This is a genomic window from Massilia sp. BSC265, assembly GCF_000740675.1.
Lineage (GTDB): Bacteria > Pseudomonadota > Gammaproteobacteria > Burkholderiales > Burkholderiaceae_D > Telluria.
Genome location: NZ_JPXI01000031.1, coordinates 1 through 15,666, shown reverse-complemented (window position 1 = coordinate 15,666; position 15,666 = coordinate 1). Strand labels below are relative to the sequence as shown.

The window sequence follows — 15,666 nt, the reverse complement described above, 5'->3', positions numbered from 1 at the left end:
GACTTTCGAACCACTACCGCGGCACCGCGCGCGCCGAAACGGACGCGCGCATGAAGACACTCATCCATCCCGCACGGGCGGTCGCCCTGGGCTTCCTGCTGGCCATCGTGGTCGGCACGCTGCTGCTCATGCTGCCCGCGGCACGCAGCGAAGGCCTGGCGGCGCCCTTCATCGTTGCGCTGTTCACGTCCGTGTCGGCCGTGTGCGTGACCGGCATGGCCGTCGTGGATACCGGCACCTACTGGTCCGGTGCCGGCCAGGCCATCATCATGTTCCTGTTCCAGCTCGGCGGCTTCGGCCTGATGACTGCCGCCACGCTGCTCGGGCTGATGGTCAACCGTTCCCCCAGGCTGCGCACCCGCATGATCACCCAGACCGAAACCCGCCTGCTCGGCCTCGGGGATATCTCGAGCGTGGCGAAGATCGTGTTCAAGGTCGCCGTGCTGTGCCAGCTGATCCTGTTCGTCGTCCTCACGCTGCGGCTGCACCTCGGCCACGGCCTCGGCTGGAGCGATGCCGTCTGGAGCGGGCTGTTCCATGCCGCCTCCGCGTTCAACAATGCCGGCTTCTCGACCCATGCGGACAGCCTGGTGCGCTACGCCGGCGATGCCCTGGTATTGGCGCCGATCATGGTTGCCATCGTCATCGGCGGCATCGGTTTCCCCGTGCTGCACGACCTGCGCTACCGCTGGCGCGACCCGCGCCACTGGTCCCTGCATACCAAGCTGACCCTGACCGGCTCGCTCATCCTGCTGCTCGGCGGCTTCCTGGCCATTGTTGTGCTCGAATGGAATAATGCGCGCACCATCGGGCAATTTTCCCTGTTCGATAAACTATTGAACGGTATGTTCATGTCGGTTGCATCCCGCACTGCCGGCTTCAATGCGGTGGACATCGGTGCATTGACGCCGGAAACCTGGGCCGTGCACTACTTCTTGATGTTCATCGGCGGCGGCAGCGGCGGCACCGCGGGCGGCGTCAAGGTCGGCACCATCGCCATCCTTGCCCTGCTGGTGATTGCCGAAGCCAAGGGGCATACCGATACCGAAGCCTTTGGACGCCGGGTCGGCGCCTCGGCCCAGCGCCAGGCCATCACGGTGCTGGTCCTCGGCAGCATCATCGTCGCGGTCGGCACGGTGATCCTGCTGCGCATCACGCACCTTCCGACCGACCAGATCATCTTCGAGGTGATCGCCGCCTTCGGCAGCACGGGACTGTCGACCGGCATCACCGCCGACCTGCCCCCGAGCGGCCAGCTCTTGCTCGCCCTCTTGATGTTCATCGGCCGGGTCGGCACCATCACGCTCGCCACCTCGCTCGTGCTGGGAGAGCGGCGCATGCCTTATCGTTATCCGGAGGAACATCCAATTGTTGGGTAGGATTTTTACAGAGCAGTTCGCCTTTTCGGCGAGCGACAGCGTGGTCGTCATCGGTTTGGGGCGCTTCGGCGGCGCCGTCGCCCAGTCCCTGATGCGCCTTGGGCACGACGTGATGGGCATCGACCAGAAGGAAGACCTGGTCCAGTTCTGGGGCGACCGCCTCACCCATGCGGTGCAGGCCGACTCCACCAACGAGAACATCATGCTGCAGCTGGGCGTGGCCGATTTTTCGCATGCCATCGTCGCGATCGGCTCGAACCTCTCCGCCAGCCTGATGACACTGATGGTGCTGACCGAGCTCGGCATCAAGGACATCTGGATCAAGGCCCAGACGCCCGAGCACGGCCAGATCGCCCAGCGCATCGGCGCCCACCACGTAATCTTCCCGGAAGCCGACATGGGCGCGCGCGTGGCGCACCTGATCACCGGGCGCATGATGGACTTCATCGAGTTCGAGGACGGCTTCGCCATCGCCAAGATCCACGCCCCGCCCGGCACCCACCACCAGACCCTGGCCGAATCGCATGTGCGCTCGCGCTATGGCGTCACCATCGTCGGCGTCAAGCGCGCCAACGAAGACTTCCAGCATGCCCTGCCCGAGACCCGCATCCTGCCGGCCGACCTCCTGATCGTCTCCGGCCCCACCAAGAAGATCGAGCTGTTCGCGGCCGGCGAGAAGAAGAAGCGCTGATCAGCGCCGGCGCTCCGGCGTGAGCAGCAACAGGCGCGCATCGGCCGACTTGGTACGCGCCACCAGCCAGGCCTGGACGCGCTGGACATCGGCCGGCGCCAGCGCGCGCTTGCAGCGGGCGGTGAGGGTCGGGACCTCGCTGGCGGGCCTGTCGCCGGCGGCGGGAACCAGGGCAACGCCCATCAGCAGGTCGGCGCAGTCCGGATACTGGGCCACGAATTCGGCGCGGATATCGACCGAGGTCTCGCGCCAGGCGTCGCGTTGCGCGTTGCGCTTGGCCAGCTCTTCGCGCAACTGGGCGATGATGGCGTCGCGTTCGCGCAGTCCCTGCTGGGTGTCGCGGTAGATCTCGGCCAGGATGTCGGCCTTCAGCACGCCCACGTCGACGCGGCTGTCCTCGGCCTGGTTGACCACCAGGGTCGCTCCCTCGAGTCCCGCCTGGGGCAGCTTCTTCTCGATCGCGGCGATCGCCGCCGCCGGCATCCGCGCGCCGATCAGGGTCAGCTCGATGCGGCGCTGCAGGGGATTGAGCTGGGTATCGACCACGTGCGCGGTGCCGCCGCTGAATTCCGCGCGCACGAAGGCGCGCGCACGGTGGCCGAACACCTCGTTGTCCACCAGCTGGATCGCCAGGTAGATGCTGGGCAGTGCGGTCAGGAGCACCACCGTGAGCAGGGTGCGCTTGACGCGCCGCTCGACGCGGCCGTCGACGAACTTGCGGTGCGGCAGGCGCAGGTATTCGATCACGATCACGGTCGAGACGGCGATGAACACGCAATTGATCGAAAACAGGTAGAACGCCCCGCCAAACACCGCCCAGTTGGCGTTGGCCAGGCCGTAGCCGGCCGTGCACAGCGGCGGCATCAGGGCGGTGGCGATCGCCACGCCGGGGATCACGTTCGATTTCTCGCGCCGGGTCATGCCGATGATGCCGGCCAGGCCGCCGGCCAGCGCGATCAGGACGTCCCACAGGGTCGGCGTGGTGCGCGCCAGCAGTTCCGACTGGGCCTCGTCGTGCGGGGTGACGAGGAAGTACAGGTTCGAGGTCGCCAAACTGATCGCGGCCGCGATGCGCAGGTTGGCGAGCGAACGGCGGATCAGCGTGAAGTCGTAGATGCCGATCCCGTAGCCGATTCCCACGATCGGCCCCATCAGCGGCGAAATCAGCATCGCGCCGATGATGACGGCGGGAGAATTGATGTTCAGTCCGATCGACGCCACCAGGATCGCGAACATCAGGATCCAGGGCGTGGCCCCGCGCAGCTCGATGCCGGAACGCAGGCTCGAATCGATCACGTCGTCGTCGGCCTTGTCGAGCAGCAGACTGAAACGGTTGGCGATGGGCCCCTCGCTCTGGGGTGCAAAGAATTTTTCGGTTTCGCTCATGGATGTGTTCCCGGTGGGCGCGACCTGCGCCCGGCAAGCCGGGATCATACCAGCGTGTTTCCACCAAAAAAATGCATTTGGGCGAATTCATTCCTTGATTTATAGGAAGGAATCTACATTTGTAACAATGAATTCGAAACCAAGCCGTGCGTCACGCTGCCAACGCTCGTGGCAGCCTGATGAGGTGTAAGACGCAAAAGAAGGAAGACGATGGATTACTCAATCTGGAACAATTCTCTACTCATCTGGTCGATTGCCCTCGGCATTGCCGTTACCACCTACCTCGTGCTGCACGGAGCCCGCGTCTTGCTGGTACGGCGCATCGAGGCGTTTGCCGCCCATACCAGCACCTGGGTGGACGACCTGGCCGCGCGCGTTCTCGCCGCCACCCATCCACTGTTCATGCTCGCAGTCGCCCTGTACGCCGGCTCGCAATGGCTCACGTTGCCGCCCAAGACCGTCACCCTGATGTCGCACCTGGTGGTGACGGCCCTGCTGTTGCAGATGGCGCGCTGGGGCGACGTCGGCGTGCACGGCTGGCTGCAGATCTACCGCGCCCGCCGCACCGGGCAGGATGCGGCCGCCACCACGTCGACCGCGGCGCTCGGCTTCGTGGCACGCACCTTCATCTGGGCCGTGATCATCCTGATGATCCTGGACAACTTCGGGGTCAACATCACGACCCTGGTGGCAAGTCTCGGCATCGGCGGCGTGGCCGTCGCCCTGGCCTTGCAGAACGTCCTGGGCGACCTGTTCTCGTCGCTGTCGATCGTGCTCGACAAGCCCTTCGAGGTCGGCGATTTCATCGGCGTAGACGACCTGGTCGGCACGGTGGAATACGTCGGCCTGAAGACCACCCGCATCCGCGGCCTCGGCGGCGAACAGATCGTGTTCTCCAACAGCGACATGCTGGGAAGCCGGATCCGCAACTTCAAGCGCATGCAGACCCGCCGCATTGTGTTCGGCATCGGCGTGGTCTACGAGATCACGAAGGAACAGCTGCGGACGATCCCGGACATCCTGCGCGATGTTGTAGAAGCCCAGCCGCAGGCGAAGTTCGACCGTGCCCACTTCAAGGCCTATGGCGCCTCATCGCTCGACTTCGAGGTGGTCTACATCGTGCAGACCGCGGACTACGGCGTCTACATGGACATCCAGCAGGCCATCAACATCGCCCTGTTCGAACGCTTCGAGCAGGAAGGCATCGGCTTCGCCTACCCGACCCAGACCCTGCACCTCGCCAATCCGGAGATCCGGCTGCTGCGGGCCAAGCCGGGGGCGGGCGACGCGGCGCAGGCCTGAGCAGCCGGCTTACTTGCGGACCCTCCTCATCTGGTCGACTTCCAGCATCTTCGATCAATACGTCCGTTAAGTTAAGCACTCGCTATATTTGGAAGAACTGTTCGCGTTTGGCCCAGGGCGTTCGTGACGAATGTCTAGTGTGCTGACGTACGTGTAGCAAGCAAGAGGAGCTTCCTGGCGATTATTTTCACGCGCGGAAGCATGCGACGCTAGCGGCCAGACGGATAACAGCGCGAACTGACGACCGGCCGGTACACCCTGCTTCGAAGGAGCGCAGAAAGCAGAGGCCTAGCGGCAAATCGGTTCCAGCCTCATTCATAGCTAAAAGCGACGGCGAAAAAAAAGCTCGGTCGTAGACCGAGCTTCTCTGATTGCAGGCCTGTATTACGAGCGACGGCGGCGGACTGCGCCGAAGCCCAGCAAGCCCATGCCCAGCAGGGCCAGGCTGGCTGGTTCGGGGACGCCTGCCGCTGGAGCGTCTTTATTCGTGCTCACATTGAGGACAGCGCTATCGATAAAGAATTCGCCGGCAGTGGCGGTCACCAGTGCATTGATCTTGCCGTCGAGCTTCAGGTAATCGAGGGAAGCCATGTTCAGTTCGAAAAATACGTTCGGGCTATTGCCATTATTGATCTGATTATTGCCACTGCCGCCGACAGGATCTGCACCACTCATACCAATCAGCACCGTGTACTTTTCCTGGCCATCGTTCGGGTCGCTGAACACGACTTTCAACGTCGCGGAAAAGATGTCTTGCAGCGATTGATGTGCAGCAGCCAACTGGGCATTCACATCGAAATTAAGGGTAATTGATTTCTTGCCGGCAACATTTGCGTCGAGCTGGTAGTTCGTTACACCGCTATCAACGGGAATCAAGCCGGCATGTGCCGACGCAGCGAACGCGAAGGTGCAGGTCAATGCGGCAACGAAGTTCTTTAAAGTTTTCATAGGACAGCCCTTGGATGATGGAGACGAATTGCAATAAGCAGGTTCCGTGCCATGTAAAAAATTTCATAAAAATCAAATACTTATTTAGTTTATTTCAGAAAATAAATTTTTCTGTAAAGAATTTCGACACGAAAAGTTAATAACTAACTTTTCCATTTGACAATTCATGGTTCATTGTAGAAAAACTCGCATCAATTTACCTTTAACCATGGTTGTTACCTCGCCGAAACATCATATCCTCTCGTCTTTCCTCACGGGCCATGCGGTCCGCTGTAAAGTTTTTCGACAAGTCGATGCTGTTTCAGGGGCCAGCCTTCGATGGCGGAGTTTCGATCGTTTTTACACTGCGCCGTATCGATTGACGAGCCCTTGGATAGAACGATGAGTATGGCAAAGGCGGCCGTGAAGCACAAAGTAACCGGTCGGCACCTTGTAAGACTGTATCAACACGAGGATCTGGACGAGATGCAGGCGCTCGTGGCGCCCGATTTCATCGGCCCGGGCGGCGAACACGGGCCGGCCGAGTTCAGCGCCGAGATCGCGACCGTGCTGAAGGATTTCCCCGGCCTGCGCCCCGAACTGGATGTAGTGTTTGGCGAAGGCGACCGGGTGGCGGTGCGCTGGACCTTCCGCGCGTTGCACGAAGGCCGCTTCGCCGGGCTGCCGCCGACACATGCGCTCGTGACTAGAAGGGCAATGCCATCTACCAAGTGCGGACGGCCTGATCGTGCGCGCATGGCTGCAGGTGGACCGCCTGGGCGTGCTGCAGCAGATCAGCGCCCTGCCGCGGTCATTCGCCGACAGCCGCGCGGCACGGCCGATCTAGGAATTGCTCAACTGAGGCTTGGCCCCTTCGCCCAGCATCTCGGCCACCATCGGCTGGGTCGCAGCATCCCAGCGCGCCAGCACCCGCTGCGGACAGCGGCCGAAGAGCATCGCCCGGCCGCCGTCGTTCCAGCGGTGCAGGGCGAAGGCCGGCTTCCCCTGCTCCACCAGCGGACTGCCGTCCGCCTGCCCAGCCTGCATGGGTGCGAAGCACAGGCGCAGGTCCGAGGACAGGCAGGTCGCCACTTGCTGCCCCCGCCAGCTTGCCACGAAGCGCAGCGCAGGCGAGATGCACAACGCCCGGTACGATGTACCGGGCGCTGGCAGGTCGAACGGCGGAAGAAGCTCAGCGGATCGTCACGCTTACGCTCGCGCTGCCGATGTTGCCGGCGGCGTCACGCACCACCGCCTTGATCGTATGGGTCCCGGCCGCGAGCTTGCGCGTATTCCAGGTGTAGGCCAGGCTGCCGCCGCTGCCCTGCGCTACCACGACATTATTTACCAGAAGCTGTTGCGACAGTGCCGCGGCGCCCAGGTTGTCGCTCGCGCTCACGCTGACCTTGACGTTGCCCGAGACTGCGCCGCCCACCGGATTGACGATGCTGACCAGCGGGGCAGTGGTATCCGGCGTCTTGGCCGGGACCGTAGCGGCGTTGGCGACGTTGACGGCCACGGTGGCCGAGCGGCCCACGTTGCCGGCGGCGTCGTAGGCGACGGCGACCAGGTTTGCCATCCCGTTCGGCACGCCGGCCGAATTCCAGCTGAAGCCGTACGGCGCAGTCGTGTCGCTGGCCACCGTGGTGCCGTTGACCTGCAGGTCCACCCGTGTCACGCCGACATTGTCGCTGGCGCCGGCGTCGACGGCGACCAGGCCGGAGACCGTGCTGCTGCCGAGCGGGGCTTGGATGGCGACGCTCGGCGCGCTGGTGTCCACGGTCGGGGCGGCGGCGAGCGCGGCCTGCACCGCGGCGGCGGCATTGACCCGGCCATGGCCGAAGTAATTGTCGCGGCCGACGGCGCCGAGGTCCACCGCCGTCGAGGTCAGCAAGCTTTCGATGCGGGTGTTGGTCAGGGTCGGCGCGGCGGCCATCATCAGCGCGGCCACGCCCGCAGCCACCGGGCTCGCATACGAGGTGCCGTTCACGGCGGCATAGCCGTTGCCCATGCGGGTGGTCCAGATGCCGCTGCCGGGTGCCGTCAGCGTCACGAAGCTGCCGTGGCTCGACCAGCTGGCGCGGTTGTCGTTGCTGTCAGTGGCGCCGACCACGATCATGGCGCTGTTGGGGGCATAGCCCTGGTCGGTACCGGTGTTACCGGACGAAACGAACACCAGGCCGCCCTTCGACTTCATGTAGTTCGCCGCGCTGGTCACCGAGGAGCTGGTGGTCACGCCGCCGTAGCTGACGTTGGCGATGCGGGCGCCGTTGTCGGCGGCATGGATCAGGCCACTGGCGACGGTGCTGTAGGCAGCATAGCAGCCGCCGTCGGTCGCCTTCTTGTAGGCGACGCGCACCGGCATGATACGCGCGCGCCCTGCGATCCCGGCCACGCCGATGGCGTTGTTGTTGACCGCCGCGGCGGCGCCTGCGACCGAGGTGCCGTGGCCGCAGACGTCCTCCAGGTTGGTGTTCGCATCGTAGACGTTGTAGCCGCCGACGAGGTTCGGCGCCAGGTCCGGATGGGTGGCGTCGATGCCCGAATCGAGGATCGCGATCGTTACGCCGCTGCCCTGGGCCAGGTCCCAGGCCGCGTTGGCGCCGATCTTGCCGACGTGCCAGGCGCTGCCGATGTAGGGGTCGTTCACCGCGAGCGTGCTCGGCACCAGGCGATCCTGTTCTGCCGATTTCACGTGCCGGTTGTTCTTCAGGCGCGCCAGCACCGCACGCTCGGAAGCGTTGGCCGGCAGGTCGACGATGTAGATACCGCTCTGGCCGAGCTTGTAGCGTTTGTGCCCCGGTGTCTCGATCATCTTGCCGAGCGCATCGGTTGTCACGCCGTCGCGGACTTCAACCAGCATGCGGCCCTTGACCAGCAGTTCATCGTTTTGCTGTGCGGCTGCGGCAGGGATGACGGCGCTGGCGCCGAGCACGGCCAGCGCCAGGGTGCGCAGTGCGGATGGGGTGTGAATGAGGTTCATTACATTTTCCTGTTAAGTGTTCTCAACAGGACTGCCGCATGAACACACGCCTCCACACGGACTGCACGGCGGAGTCCGGGAAGCGTACTTGCGTCTGGCAGTCCCGCCGTCATGGGGCATCAACCCGGTAGACCGTGACTTTGCGTCCCGTGCTTTCGCACGGTTTGCCTTTTTCAGTCGTAAATATTAGTCGCTTTAATTCCTTAAGGCAACATACAAATGTTGTTTTTTTGATTTAGAGAAATCCTTTAGAGATTTATCTAAACAACAAGACGATTGACAACAAACTAAATATGTTGTCTAAAAGTAATATTCAATTCATTTAAATAAACACTTATCTGTTTATATGAAGAATTTACATTTATATAAATATTGTCGGAATAATTGACACTTCCAGTGATCGTCTTTGGCTCTATTATTCTAGGCAATTGAATTTACTATGAATATTAAGCATGGTATGAATCCTGCCTATATCAATTATGATTCTGAAAAAAGTTTTGATTAATCAACTACTTATCAGATCAACTAGCTTACGGATGGAAAATTTTTCATCAGTTTTAAAACTGGTTTCAGCTGGGAATTTCCTGGCACTGAAAGGAATATTGATGAACCGAAATAAATTAAGCAAACTTATTGCCACCATCGCCTTATCCGGGGTATGCATTTCCAGCCAGGCTGGAATCATTCCTGCTTCTGTGCCGAACAACGTCGTGGACCTTTCGGGTACAGGATATGGCAACGTCAATTCCTTCCTGTCCTTGACCCCTCAGGGGAATAACACAAGCGCCACAGGCGGCGTCGCCTGGTCGGGGACGGAAGACCTTACTAGCGGCAATGTTTCCGCGGATGGAGGGAATAAGAATGCAACTTATTCGTTCAGCCAGCTCGGCCTTACGGATGCAAGCAATCTGCTGCTGATTTTCAATGCAAATGAGCCGGGCAATACCGCCACCAATGGCATTACTCTCAGCGCGCTGACCTTGTCGGTCTATTCGGTTACCGGTGGCGTGCTGTATTCCACCAGTCTCCTTGAGTCGATCATGTTCCCGTCGACCCAGACTGGCAACGGCAATGCCGGCTATGGTTTCGTCCTGGACCTCGCTGGTATCGCAGGCGTCAATGGGGTTTACAGTGCCGATAACCGCATCGGCCTGTCAGCTTCCCTCCTGGGTGCGCAAGGCAGCCCCGATAACTTCTTCGGCATCGTCCTGGAAGGCGAAGGTCCCGGCAACGACGTGCCCGAGCCGGGCAGTGTCGCGCTGCTCGGACTGGGCGCCGCAGGCATCGCAGCGCTGCGTCGTCGCAAGCGCAAGGCATAAGGACCAGGGCACGCCGGGGCGTGCCCTGTTGTGAAGGCGGCCGGCCTGGCGCTGGCTTGCCGTGTCCACGGCCCGCCCGCAAGCGGGCGGCACGGCCATCTATCCCCGAATCTTGGCCACCAGCCTGGTCGTCGAGCGGTCATGCTCGAAGTCGATCGCCACCGCGCGCCCGCCATAGGCCAGCACCGCCTGCCCTTCCGGGATCTTCGTCATGTCGTAGTCGCCGCCCTTGGCATAGATGTCGGGGCGAGCTTCCAGCACCACCTCGAGCGCGGTGTCCTCGTCGAAGTCCACCACCAGGCTCACCGACTCCAGCGCCGCCAGCACCGCCATGCGGTCGGCCAGGGTGTTGTGCGGGCGGTCGTCGCCCTTGCCGAGGCGCTTGACCGAGGCGTCGGTGTTGGCCGCCACCACCAGCGAGCCGCCCAGTTCGCGCGCCTGCGCCAGGTAGGTCACGTGGCCGCGGTGAAGGATGTCGAACACGCCGTTGGTCAGCACCACCGGCTTGGGGAGTTGGGCGATACGCTGCGCCAGCTCGGCGCGCGTGCAGATCTTGTTTTCGAATGCAGGCATGGGTGGTGGTGAAATCAGGTGGTGGGGGTAGGTGCGTCGTCTTCCGGTTCTTCCTCGATCGCCATCGACAGCTCGGTGGCGCGGGCAGCTCCGCCGTCCGGCCCCTTGCGTTCGCCCGAGAGCTTGATCTGCAGGCGCAGGCCGTTGGCCGAGTCGGCGTTGCGGATCGCTTCGTCGTAGCCGATATAACCCTTGTTATAGAGCTCGTACAAGGCCTGGTCGAAGGTGCACATGCCGAGCTCGCGCGACTTGTGCATGATCTCCTTGATGTTCTGGAAGTTCCCCTTCAGGATCATCTCGCCGATGGTCGGCGTGTTCAGCAGGATCTCGATGGCCGCCTTGCGGCCTTTTCCATCTTCCGTGCGGATCAGGCGCTGCGAGACCACCGCGCGCAGGTTCGAGGACAGGTCCATCAGCAGTTGATTGCGCCGCTCTTCGGGGAAGAAGTTGATGATGCGGTCCAGGGTCTGGTTGGCATTGTTCGCATGCAGTGTGCCCAGGCACAGGTGGCCGGTCTCGGCAAAGGCGATCGCGTGCTCCATGGTCTCGGTGTCGCGGATCTCGCCGATCAGGATCACGTCCGGCGCCTGGCGCAGCGTGTTCTTCAGCGCGTTGTGCCAGGAATGCGTGTCGACGCCCACCTCGCGGTGGGTGACCAGGCAGTTCTTGTTCTTGTGGACGTACTCGACCGGGTCTTCGACCGTGATGATGTGGCCGGCCGAATTGCTGTTGCGGTAGTCGATCATCGCCGCCAGCGTGGTGGACTTGCCGGAGCCGGTGCCGCCGACCACCAGCACCAGGCCGCGCTTGGTCATGACGACATCCTTCAGTACCTCCGGCAGGTCGAGCTTCTCGAAGTTCGGAATCTCGGAAGCGATCGTGCGCACCACCATGCCCACGCTCTGCTGCTGCACGAAGACGTTGACGCGGAAGCGGCACACGCCAGGGAGCGAGATCGCGAAATTGCACTCCATCTCGGCCTCGAACTCGGTGCGCTGGCGCTCGTTCATCAAGGACATCGCCAGCGCCCGCGTGACCTCGCCGGACAGGCGCTGCTGGCTCAGGGGCTTCATCGCGCCCTGGTGCTTCATGCTGGGCGGGAAATCGCTGGAAATGAACAGGTCGGAGCCGCCCTGGTGGTGCATCACCGTCAGCAGCTTGTGGATATAGGCCTGGGCTTCCGCCGGGCCGAAAGTCGACGACATGGGTACCTCGCGTGAACGCAGGCGAAAATCCTGCAAGGCAATTATATCGACTATGATTCGAGAGAATATGAAATCTTGGCTGACTAAATGCCAACATTATGTCAGGATGGACAGCAAAAACCGGTCACGCCGGAAAACCGTCGCGAGCGGCGGCAATGGCGGTCGAGAAACGCAGCTGTACGAGCAGTACAGCGAGCATCGCAGACCGCCAGTGCAACGCGCAGCAGGTTTAACGGGGTGACCTCCGTGACATCCTGGGATGGAAAGCCTATGACACTGACCGAGCTGAAATACATCGTCGCCGTCGCGCGCGCCAAACACTTCGGCCATGCCGCCGAAGCCTGCTTCGTCGCCCAGCCCACCCTCTCCGTCGCCATCAAGAAGCTCGAAGACGAGCTCGGGGTGACGCTGTTCGAGCGCGGCGGCTCCGAAGTCTCCGTGACGCCGCTGGGCGCGCAGATCGTGGCCCAGGCCGAACGCGTGCTGGAACAGACCGCCGCCATCAAGGAACTGGCGAAACAGAACAAGGATCCGCTGGCCGGGCCGCTGCGCCTGGGCGTGATCTACACCATCGGACCCTATCTCCTGCCTCCCCTGGTGAAGCGCCTGATCGACACCGTGCCGCAGATGCCGCTGATCCTGCAGGAGAACTACACCCACAAGCTGCTCGAACTGCTGCGCCAGGGCGAGCTCGACGCCGCCATCGTGGCCTTGCCCCTGCCCGAGCACGGCATGTCGATGCAGACCCTGTACGACGAGCCCTTCGTGGTGGCGATGCCGCGCTCGCATCCCTGGGCCAGGCGCAAGGAAATCCCGGCCGACGACCTGAAGCTGGAAACCATGCTGCTGCTGGGCGCGGGCCACTGCTTCCGCGACCAGGTGCTGGAAGTGTGCCCGGAGATGGCGCGCTACTCGGCGCCCGCGATGGGACATGGGGGCATGCAGCGCACCTTCGAGGGTTCCTCGCTGGAGACCATCCGCCACATGGTGGCGAGCGGCATCGGCCTGACCGTGCTGCCGCGCGCCTCGGTGGCCGACATGCACGACCAGAACGGCATGCTGACCTACGTGCCCTTCGCTTCACCGGCGCCGTCGCGCCGCGTGGTGCTGGTCTGGCGCAAGAGTTTTACGCGCCGCGCCGCGATCGATGCGGTGGCGCAGGCGGTCGGCGAGTGCAAGCTGCCCGGCGTGGACATGGTGGCGCTCGAAGCCGCGGCTTGATGTTCGTCGGGTGGGCGGCATGAACGACGCGGATTATCCAGGCTCTCCGGTGGCGCCGCCCACCCTGCGGGTGTTCGAGCGCGCCAGCTGACGGTCCAGCGCATTCGCAAAATTCCGGCTATCCGCCTGGCTGAAGGCGGCCGGGCCGCCGGTATCGACGCCGCTGCCGCGCAGTTCCTCCATGAAGGCGCGCATGGTCAGCTGCTGGGCGATCGTATCCTTGGTGTACCACTCGCCGCGCGGATTGAGCGGCAGCCCGCCCTTCTCCAGTACCTGCGCTGCCAGCGGGATGTCGCCGGTCACGACGATGTCGCCGCTCCTCACGCGGGCAACGATCTCGGCGTCGGCCACGTCCGGGCCGGCCGGCACTTGCAGGGCGCGGATGAAGCGCGAGCCCGGCACCCGGATCAGCTGGTTGGCCACGAGCGTGACCTCCAGCTGCAGGCGCTCGGCCACGCGGAAGAGGATGTCCTTGACGACGGCAGGACAGGCGTCGGCATCGACCCAGATGTGCATGATGAATGGAAGGCTTGACGGTAACCGGACCGATTGTACCGGCAAGCCCCCTGCATGCTCAGTCCTTCTTGCGGCGGCGGGCGGCCGCCAGCAGGCCCATGCACAGCATCGGCAGCACCAGTGCTGCCGACGACGGTTCCGGCACGGTGGCGGTGATGCTGAAGCTGTCGCCTGCCTGCAGGCCGGACGTGTCCAGCAACCAGTCGGTTTGGCCAGCGTAGCCCAGTGCGTCGCCGAACTGGAACTCGGTATGCAGGGGAGTGCTGAAGTCGATGACGGCGGCCGTGTCGCTTGCGGTGAGCGCGCGCACGGTGGTGAACACCGGGGTCACGGAACCGGTCGCGGCGAAACGGATGCCCTGCAGGCTGAAGGTGAAGCGATGCACGTCGAGCCCGGTGAAGTTCAGCACCAGCGCACTGAAGTTCAGCGGTCCCTGCAGGTCACCCGCCTCCAGCGCGAAATGCATGGTGGTGGGGTTAAGGTTCTGCAGTCCGAGGTCGAACGACAGCTTGCCCGTTTCGCTGTAATCGGTCACGGTGTTCGAACCGGTGCTGTCGGTCAGGACGACGGCCTTGGCGGCGCAGGACAGCGACAATGCGGCAACAAAGCCAAACAGTTTGCTCAGTTTCATAAATTCTCCTATGGTCTACGGCGGCTTACAGCGGGCCCTTGGCCCAAGGACCGGTGATCGCGAAAGTCACGCCGGGGGTCTGGATGTTGACGAACAGGTAGCGGCCGGTCGGGTCGAAGCAGGCGCCGCAGAACTCGTTGCCGCGGCCATCACCTGCGAGCGAGGCCAGTTTCCCCGCGCCGACGAGCTGGGCGGCGGTCAGGTTGATGTTGTTCTTGGCGAAGATATAGGCGTCGCCCAGACCGGTCAGGCCCATCAGGCGCTGGCCGAAGCCAAAGGCGTCGGTGGCCGCGGTCGATGCGTCTTCGCAGATCAGGATGGCGTTGCGCGGGCTGACGGTCAGGTTGTCGCCCATGTTGCCCACCAGCGCACTCGGGCTGGAGTAGATGCACTTGAGAACCTGGGAAGCCAGGTCGAGCTCCCAGATGGTGCCGCGCTGCACCGCGCCGCCGGCGGTGTCCATCACGTACATCTTGCCCTCGGCATACCAGATGCCTTCGCCGCGGTTCATGCGCGCGGCGCCCTGCACCCAGCCTTGCACGAAGGGGCCGGCGGCATTGGTGATGCGCACGCCGCTCAGCCCGACGGCGTCGCCGCGGTTGGCGTCCGGGGCGGCGATGGTCACCCACTCCAGCTCGTATTTCGCGTCGACCGGCATGGTGGCCAGGTTGACGTTGTTGATGCCCTTGACCTTGGCCATCTGCAACACCCCGCCCATGGCCAGCGTGCCGGGAGCGCCGTTCTTGACGTCGGGAATGTAGCGGTAGAAACCCGACTTGCCCGACGAATCCTCGGTCTGGTAGACGATGCCGGTGGCCGGGTCGACGGCGGCGGCTTCGTGCGCGAAACGGCCCATGCCCTTGATCGGCTGGCCGGTGGTAAGCGCCGGATCCGAATGGACTTCGAACACGTAGCCGTGCTTCTTGCCCGCGGTGCTGACGGCGTCCGAACCGACTTCCTCGCAGGTGAGCCAGGTGCCCCAGGGGGTAATGCCGCCCGCGCAGTTGGTTGCGGTGCCGCCCAGGCTCGGGGTCATGCTGACCCAGTTGCCGTCGCGGAACAGCAGGTTGGTGGTGCCGCCGCCGAACCTGTTGGTCGTGGTGGTGCTGACCGTGCCGCCGTCGTAGACGGCGGGCGCATCCAGGAAGTTGCTTGGGGAAGTGCCGCCGATTTCGTGGTTACGCACCAGCACCAGCTCGGTGCTGCGCCCCACCTTGCGCGACAGGACCACGCCCATGCCGTCATGGCCGCCCGGGCAGGTCTTCCCGTCGGTCATCAGGTCGCCGCGCCAGCCGAAGCTTTTATAGGTGAAGCCGGCCGGCAGCTGCAGCAGCGGCAGGCCGGTCGCCAGGTCCTTGACCGGGGCGATCGGGCCGTAGGGGCTGTCGACCAGGGTGGTGGCGCCGTTGGCGGCAAGGGCCTGCTGGGCCTGCAGTGCGGCGAATGCGCCGAGGAAGGGCAATGCGGGCAGCGCGGTGGAGCCGGCCAGGCCTTTGAGCAGGTTGCGCCGGGTTGGCGAGATAGCGTCGGGGG

Annotated in this window: 14 protein-coding genes, 1 pseudogene and 1 riboswitch; of the genes and pseudogenes, 6 read left to right on the top strand and 9 right to left on the bottom strand. The window is 63.3% G+C overall.

The genetic code is table 11. From position 1 onward, the window contains the following. The first annotated feature begins 50 nt into the window (after positions 1-50). The gene (locus MA09_RS10765; RefSeq protein WP_036248537.1) at positions 51-1,379 is read left to right on the top strand and encodes a TrkH family potassium uptake protein; all 1,329 of its coding nucleotides are present in this window, start codon (positions 51-53) and stop codon (positions 1,377-1,379) included. Continuing rightward, on the top strand, positions 1,369-2,070 hold the full coding sequence (locus tag MA09_RS10760; RefSeq protein ID WP_229440658.1) for a TrkA family potassium uptake protein: 702 nt from the start codon (positions 1,369-1,371) through the stop codon (positions 2,068-2,070). The genes MA09_RS10765 and MA09_RS10760 overlap by 11 nt, the downstream gene beginning before the upstream one ends. On the opposite strand, the gene MA09_RS10755 is transcribed toward MA09_RS10760, so the two are convergent. After that, complete coding sequence (locus MA09_RS10755; RefSeq protein WP_051933366.1) at positions 2,071-3,456, bottom strand: DUF389 domain-containing protein; 1,386 nt, start codon at positions 3,454-3,456, stop codon at positions 2,071-2,073. A 210-nt stretch (positions 3,457-3,666) separates the two neighbouring features. Here MA09_RS10755 and MA09_RS10750 point away from each other — a divergent pair, with 210 nt between their 5' ends. After that, positions 3,667-4,758 (top strand): mechanosensitive ion channel family protein, encoded by a 1,092-nt coding sequence (locus MA09_RS10750; RefSeq protein WP_036248068.1) that lies wholly within the window; start codon positions 3,667-3,669, stop codon positions 4,756-4,758. 384 nt (positions 4,759-5,142) lie between these two features. Here the strand turns inward: MA09_RS10750 and MA09_RS24115 are convergent, their stop codons facing one another. Then, positions 5,143-5,706, bottom strand: coding sequence for a PEP-CTERM sorting domain-containing protein (locus MA09_RS24115; protein WP_081897550.1), 564 nt, complete (start codon positions 5,704-5,706; stop codon positions 5,143-5,145). 318 nt (positions 5,707-6,024) lie between these two features. On the opposite strand from MA09_RS24115, the pseudogene MA09_RS25590 reads away from it, so the two are divergent. Continuing rightward, positions 6,025-6,342 (top strand): annotated as a pseudogene (locus MA09_RS25590) (ester cyclase); the annotation flags it as partial. Positions 6,343-6,528: 186 nt separating this feature from the next. Here the strand turns inward: MA09_RS25590 and MA09_RS25285 are convergent. After that, positions 6,529-6,828, bottom strand: a complete 300-nt coding sequence (locus MA09_RS25285; protein ID WP_036248059.1) for a hypothetical protein — start codon at positions 6,826-6,828, stop codon at positions 6,529-6,531. A 49-nt stretch (positions 6,829-6,877) separates the two neighbouring features. Then, a complete protein-coding gene (locus MA09_RS10730; RefSeq protein WP_036248057.1) occupies positions 6,878-8,668 on the bottom strand; it encodes a S8 family serine peptidase in 1,791 nt (596 codons plus the stop codon). Between the two features lie 93 nt (positions 8,669-8,761). Beyond that, positions 8,762-8,847: riboswitch (cyclic di-GMP riboswitch) on the bottom strand. 300 nt (positions 8,848-9,147) lie between these two features. On the opposite strand from MA09_RS10730, the gene MA09_RS25280 reads away from it, so the two are divergent. Beyond that, a complete protein-coding gene (locus tag MA09_RS25280) occupies positions 9,148-9,987 on the top strand; it encodes a PEP-CTERM sorting domain-containing protein (RefSeq protein WP_081897548.1) in 840 nt (279 codons plus the stop codon). 99 nt (positions 9,988-10,086) lie between these two features. Here the strand turns inward: MA09_RS25280 and MA09_RS10720 are convergent, their stop codons facing one another. Continuing rightward, complete coding sequence (locus MA09_RS10720) at positions 10,087-10,560, bottom strand: adenylyltransferase/cytidyltransferase family protein (protein ID WP_036248052.1); 474 nt, start codon at positions 10,558-10,560, stop codon at positions 10,087-10,089. Between the two features lie 14 nt (positions 10,561-10,574). Next, positions 10,575-11,765, bottom strand: coding sequence for a PilT/PilU family type 4a pilus ATPase (locus tag MA09_RS10715; protein ID WP_036248049.1), 1,191 nt, complete (start codon positions 11,763-11,765; stop codon positions 10,575-10,577). Between the two features lie 270 nt (positions 11,766-12,035). Between MA09_RS10715 and MA09_RS10710 the strand changes: the two genes are divergently transcribed. Then, positions 12,036-12,986 (top strand): hydrogen peroxide-inducible genes activator, encoded by a 951-nt coding sequence (locus MA09_RS10710; protein WP_036248047.1) that lies wholly within the window; start codon positions 12,036-12,038, stop codon positions 12,984-12,986. A 33-nt stretch (positions 12,987-13,019) separates the two neighbouring features. Here MA09_RS10710 and MA09_RS10705 read toward each other — a convergent pair whose 3' ends face one another. The 3 genes from MA09_RS10705 to MA09_RS10695 are packed head-to-tail and all read right to left on the bottom strand — an operon-like array spanning position 13,020 to position 15,655. Further along, positions 13,020-13,502 carry a YaiI/YqxD family protein gene (locus MA09_RS10705; protein WP_036248044.1) on the bottom strand — a complete coding sequence of 161 codons (483 nt, stop codon included), beginning with the start codon at positions 13,500-13,502 and terminating at the stop codon, positions 13,020-13,022. A 58-nt stretch (positions 13,503-13,560) separates the two neighbouring features. Beyond that, positions 13,561-14,133, bottom strand: coding sequence for a PEP-CTERM sorting domain-containing protein (locus MA09_RS10700; protein WP_036248043.1), 573 nt, complete (start codon positions 14,131-14,133; stop codon positions 13,561-13,563). Between the two features lie 25 nt (positions 14,134-14,158). Continuing rightward, positions 14,159-15,655, bottom strand: coding sequence for a PhoX family phosphatase (locus MA09_RS10695; RefSeq protein WP_036248533.1), 1,497 nt, complete (start codon positions 15,653-15,655; stop codon positions 14,159-14,161). Between the last annotated feature and the right edge of the window lie 11 nt (positions 15,656-15,666).

Excerpts from the sequence above, each read along its gene's own strand:
- MA09_RS10705 (WP_036248044.1), bottom strand. The coding sequence starts at position 13,502 with ATGCACATCTGGGTCGATGCCGACGCCTGTCCTGCCGTCGTCAAGGAC.
- MA09_RS10700 (WP_036248043.1), bottom strand. The coding sequence starts at position 14,133 with ATGAAACTGAGCAAACTGTTTGGCTTTGTTGCCGCATTGTCGCTGTCC.
- MA09_RS10720 (WP_036248052.1), bottom strand. The coding sequence starts at position 10,560 with ATGCCTGCATTCGAAAACAAGATCTGCACGCGCGCCGAGCTGGCGCAG.
- MA09_RS24115 (WP_081897550.1), bottom strand. The coding sequence starts at position 5,706 with ATGAAAACTTTAAAGAACTTCGTTGCCGCATTGACCTGCACCTTCGCG.
- MA09_RS10715 (WP_036248049.1), bottom strand. The coding sequence starts at position 11,765 with ATGTCGTCGACTTTCGGCCCGGCGGAAGCCCAGGCCTATATCCACAAG.
- MA09_RS10765 (WP_036248537.1), top strand. The coding sequence starts at position 51 with ATGAAGACACTCATCCATCCCGCACGGGCGGTCGCCCTGGGCTTCCTG.
- MA09_RS10755 (WP_051933366.1), bottom strand. The coding sequence starts at position 3,456 with ATGAGCGAAACCGAAAAATTCTTTGCACCCCAGAGCGAGGGGCCCATC.
- MA09_RS10710 (WP_036248047.1), top strand. The coding sequence starts at position 12,036 with ATGACACTGACCGAGCTGAAATACATCGTCGCCGTCGCGCGCGCCAAA.
- MA09_RS25280 (WP_081897548.1), top strand. The coding sequence starts at position 9,148 with ATGATTCTGAAAAAAGTTTTGATTAATCAACTACTTATCAGATCAACT.
- MA09_RS10750 (WP_036248068.1), top strand. The coding sequence starts at position 3,667 with ATGGATTACTCAATCTGGAACAATTCTCTACTCATCTGGTCGATTGCC.
- MA09_RS10730 (WP_036248057.1), bottom strand. The coding sequence starts at position 8,668 with ATGAACCTCATTCACACCCCATCCGCACTGCGCACCCTGGCGCTGGCC.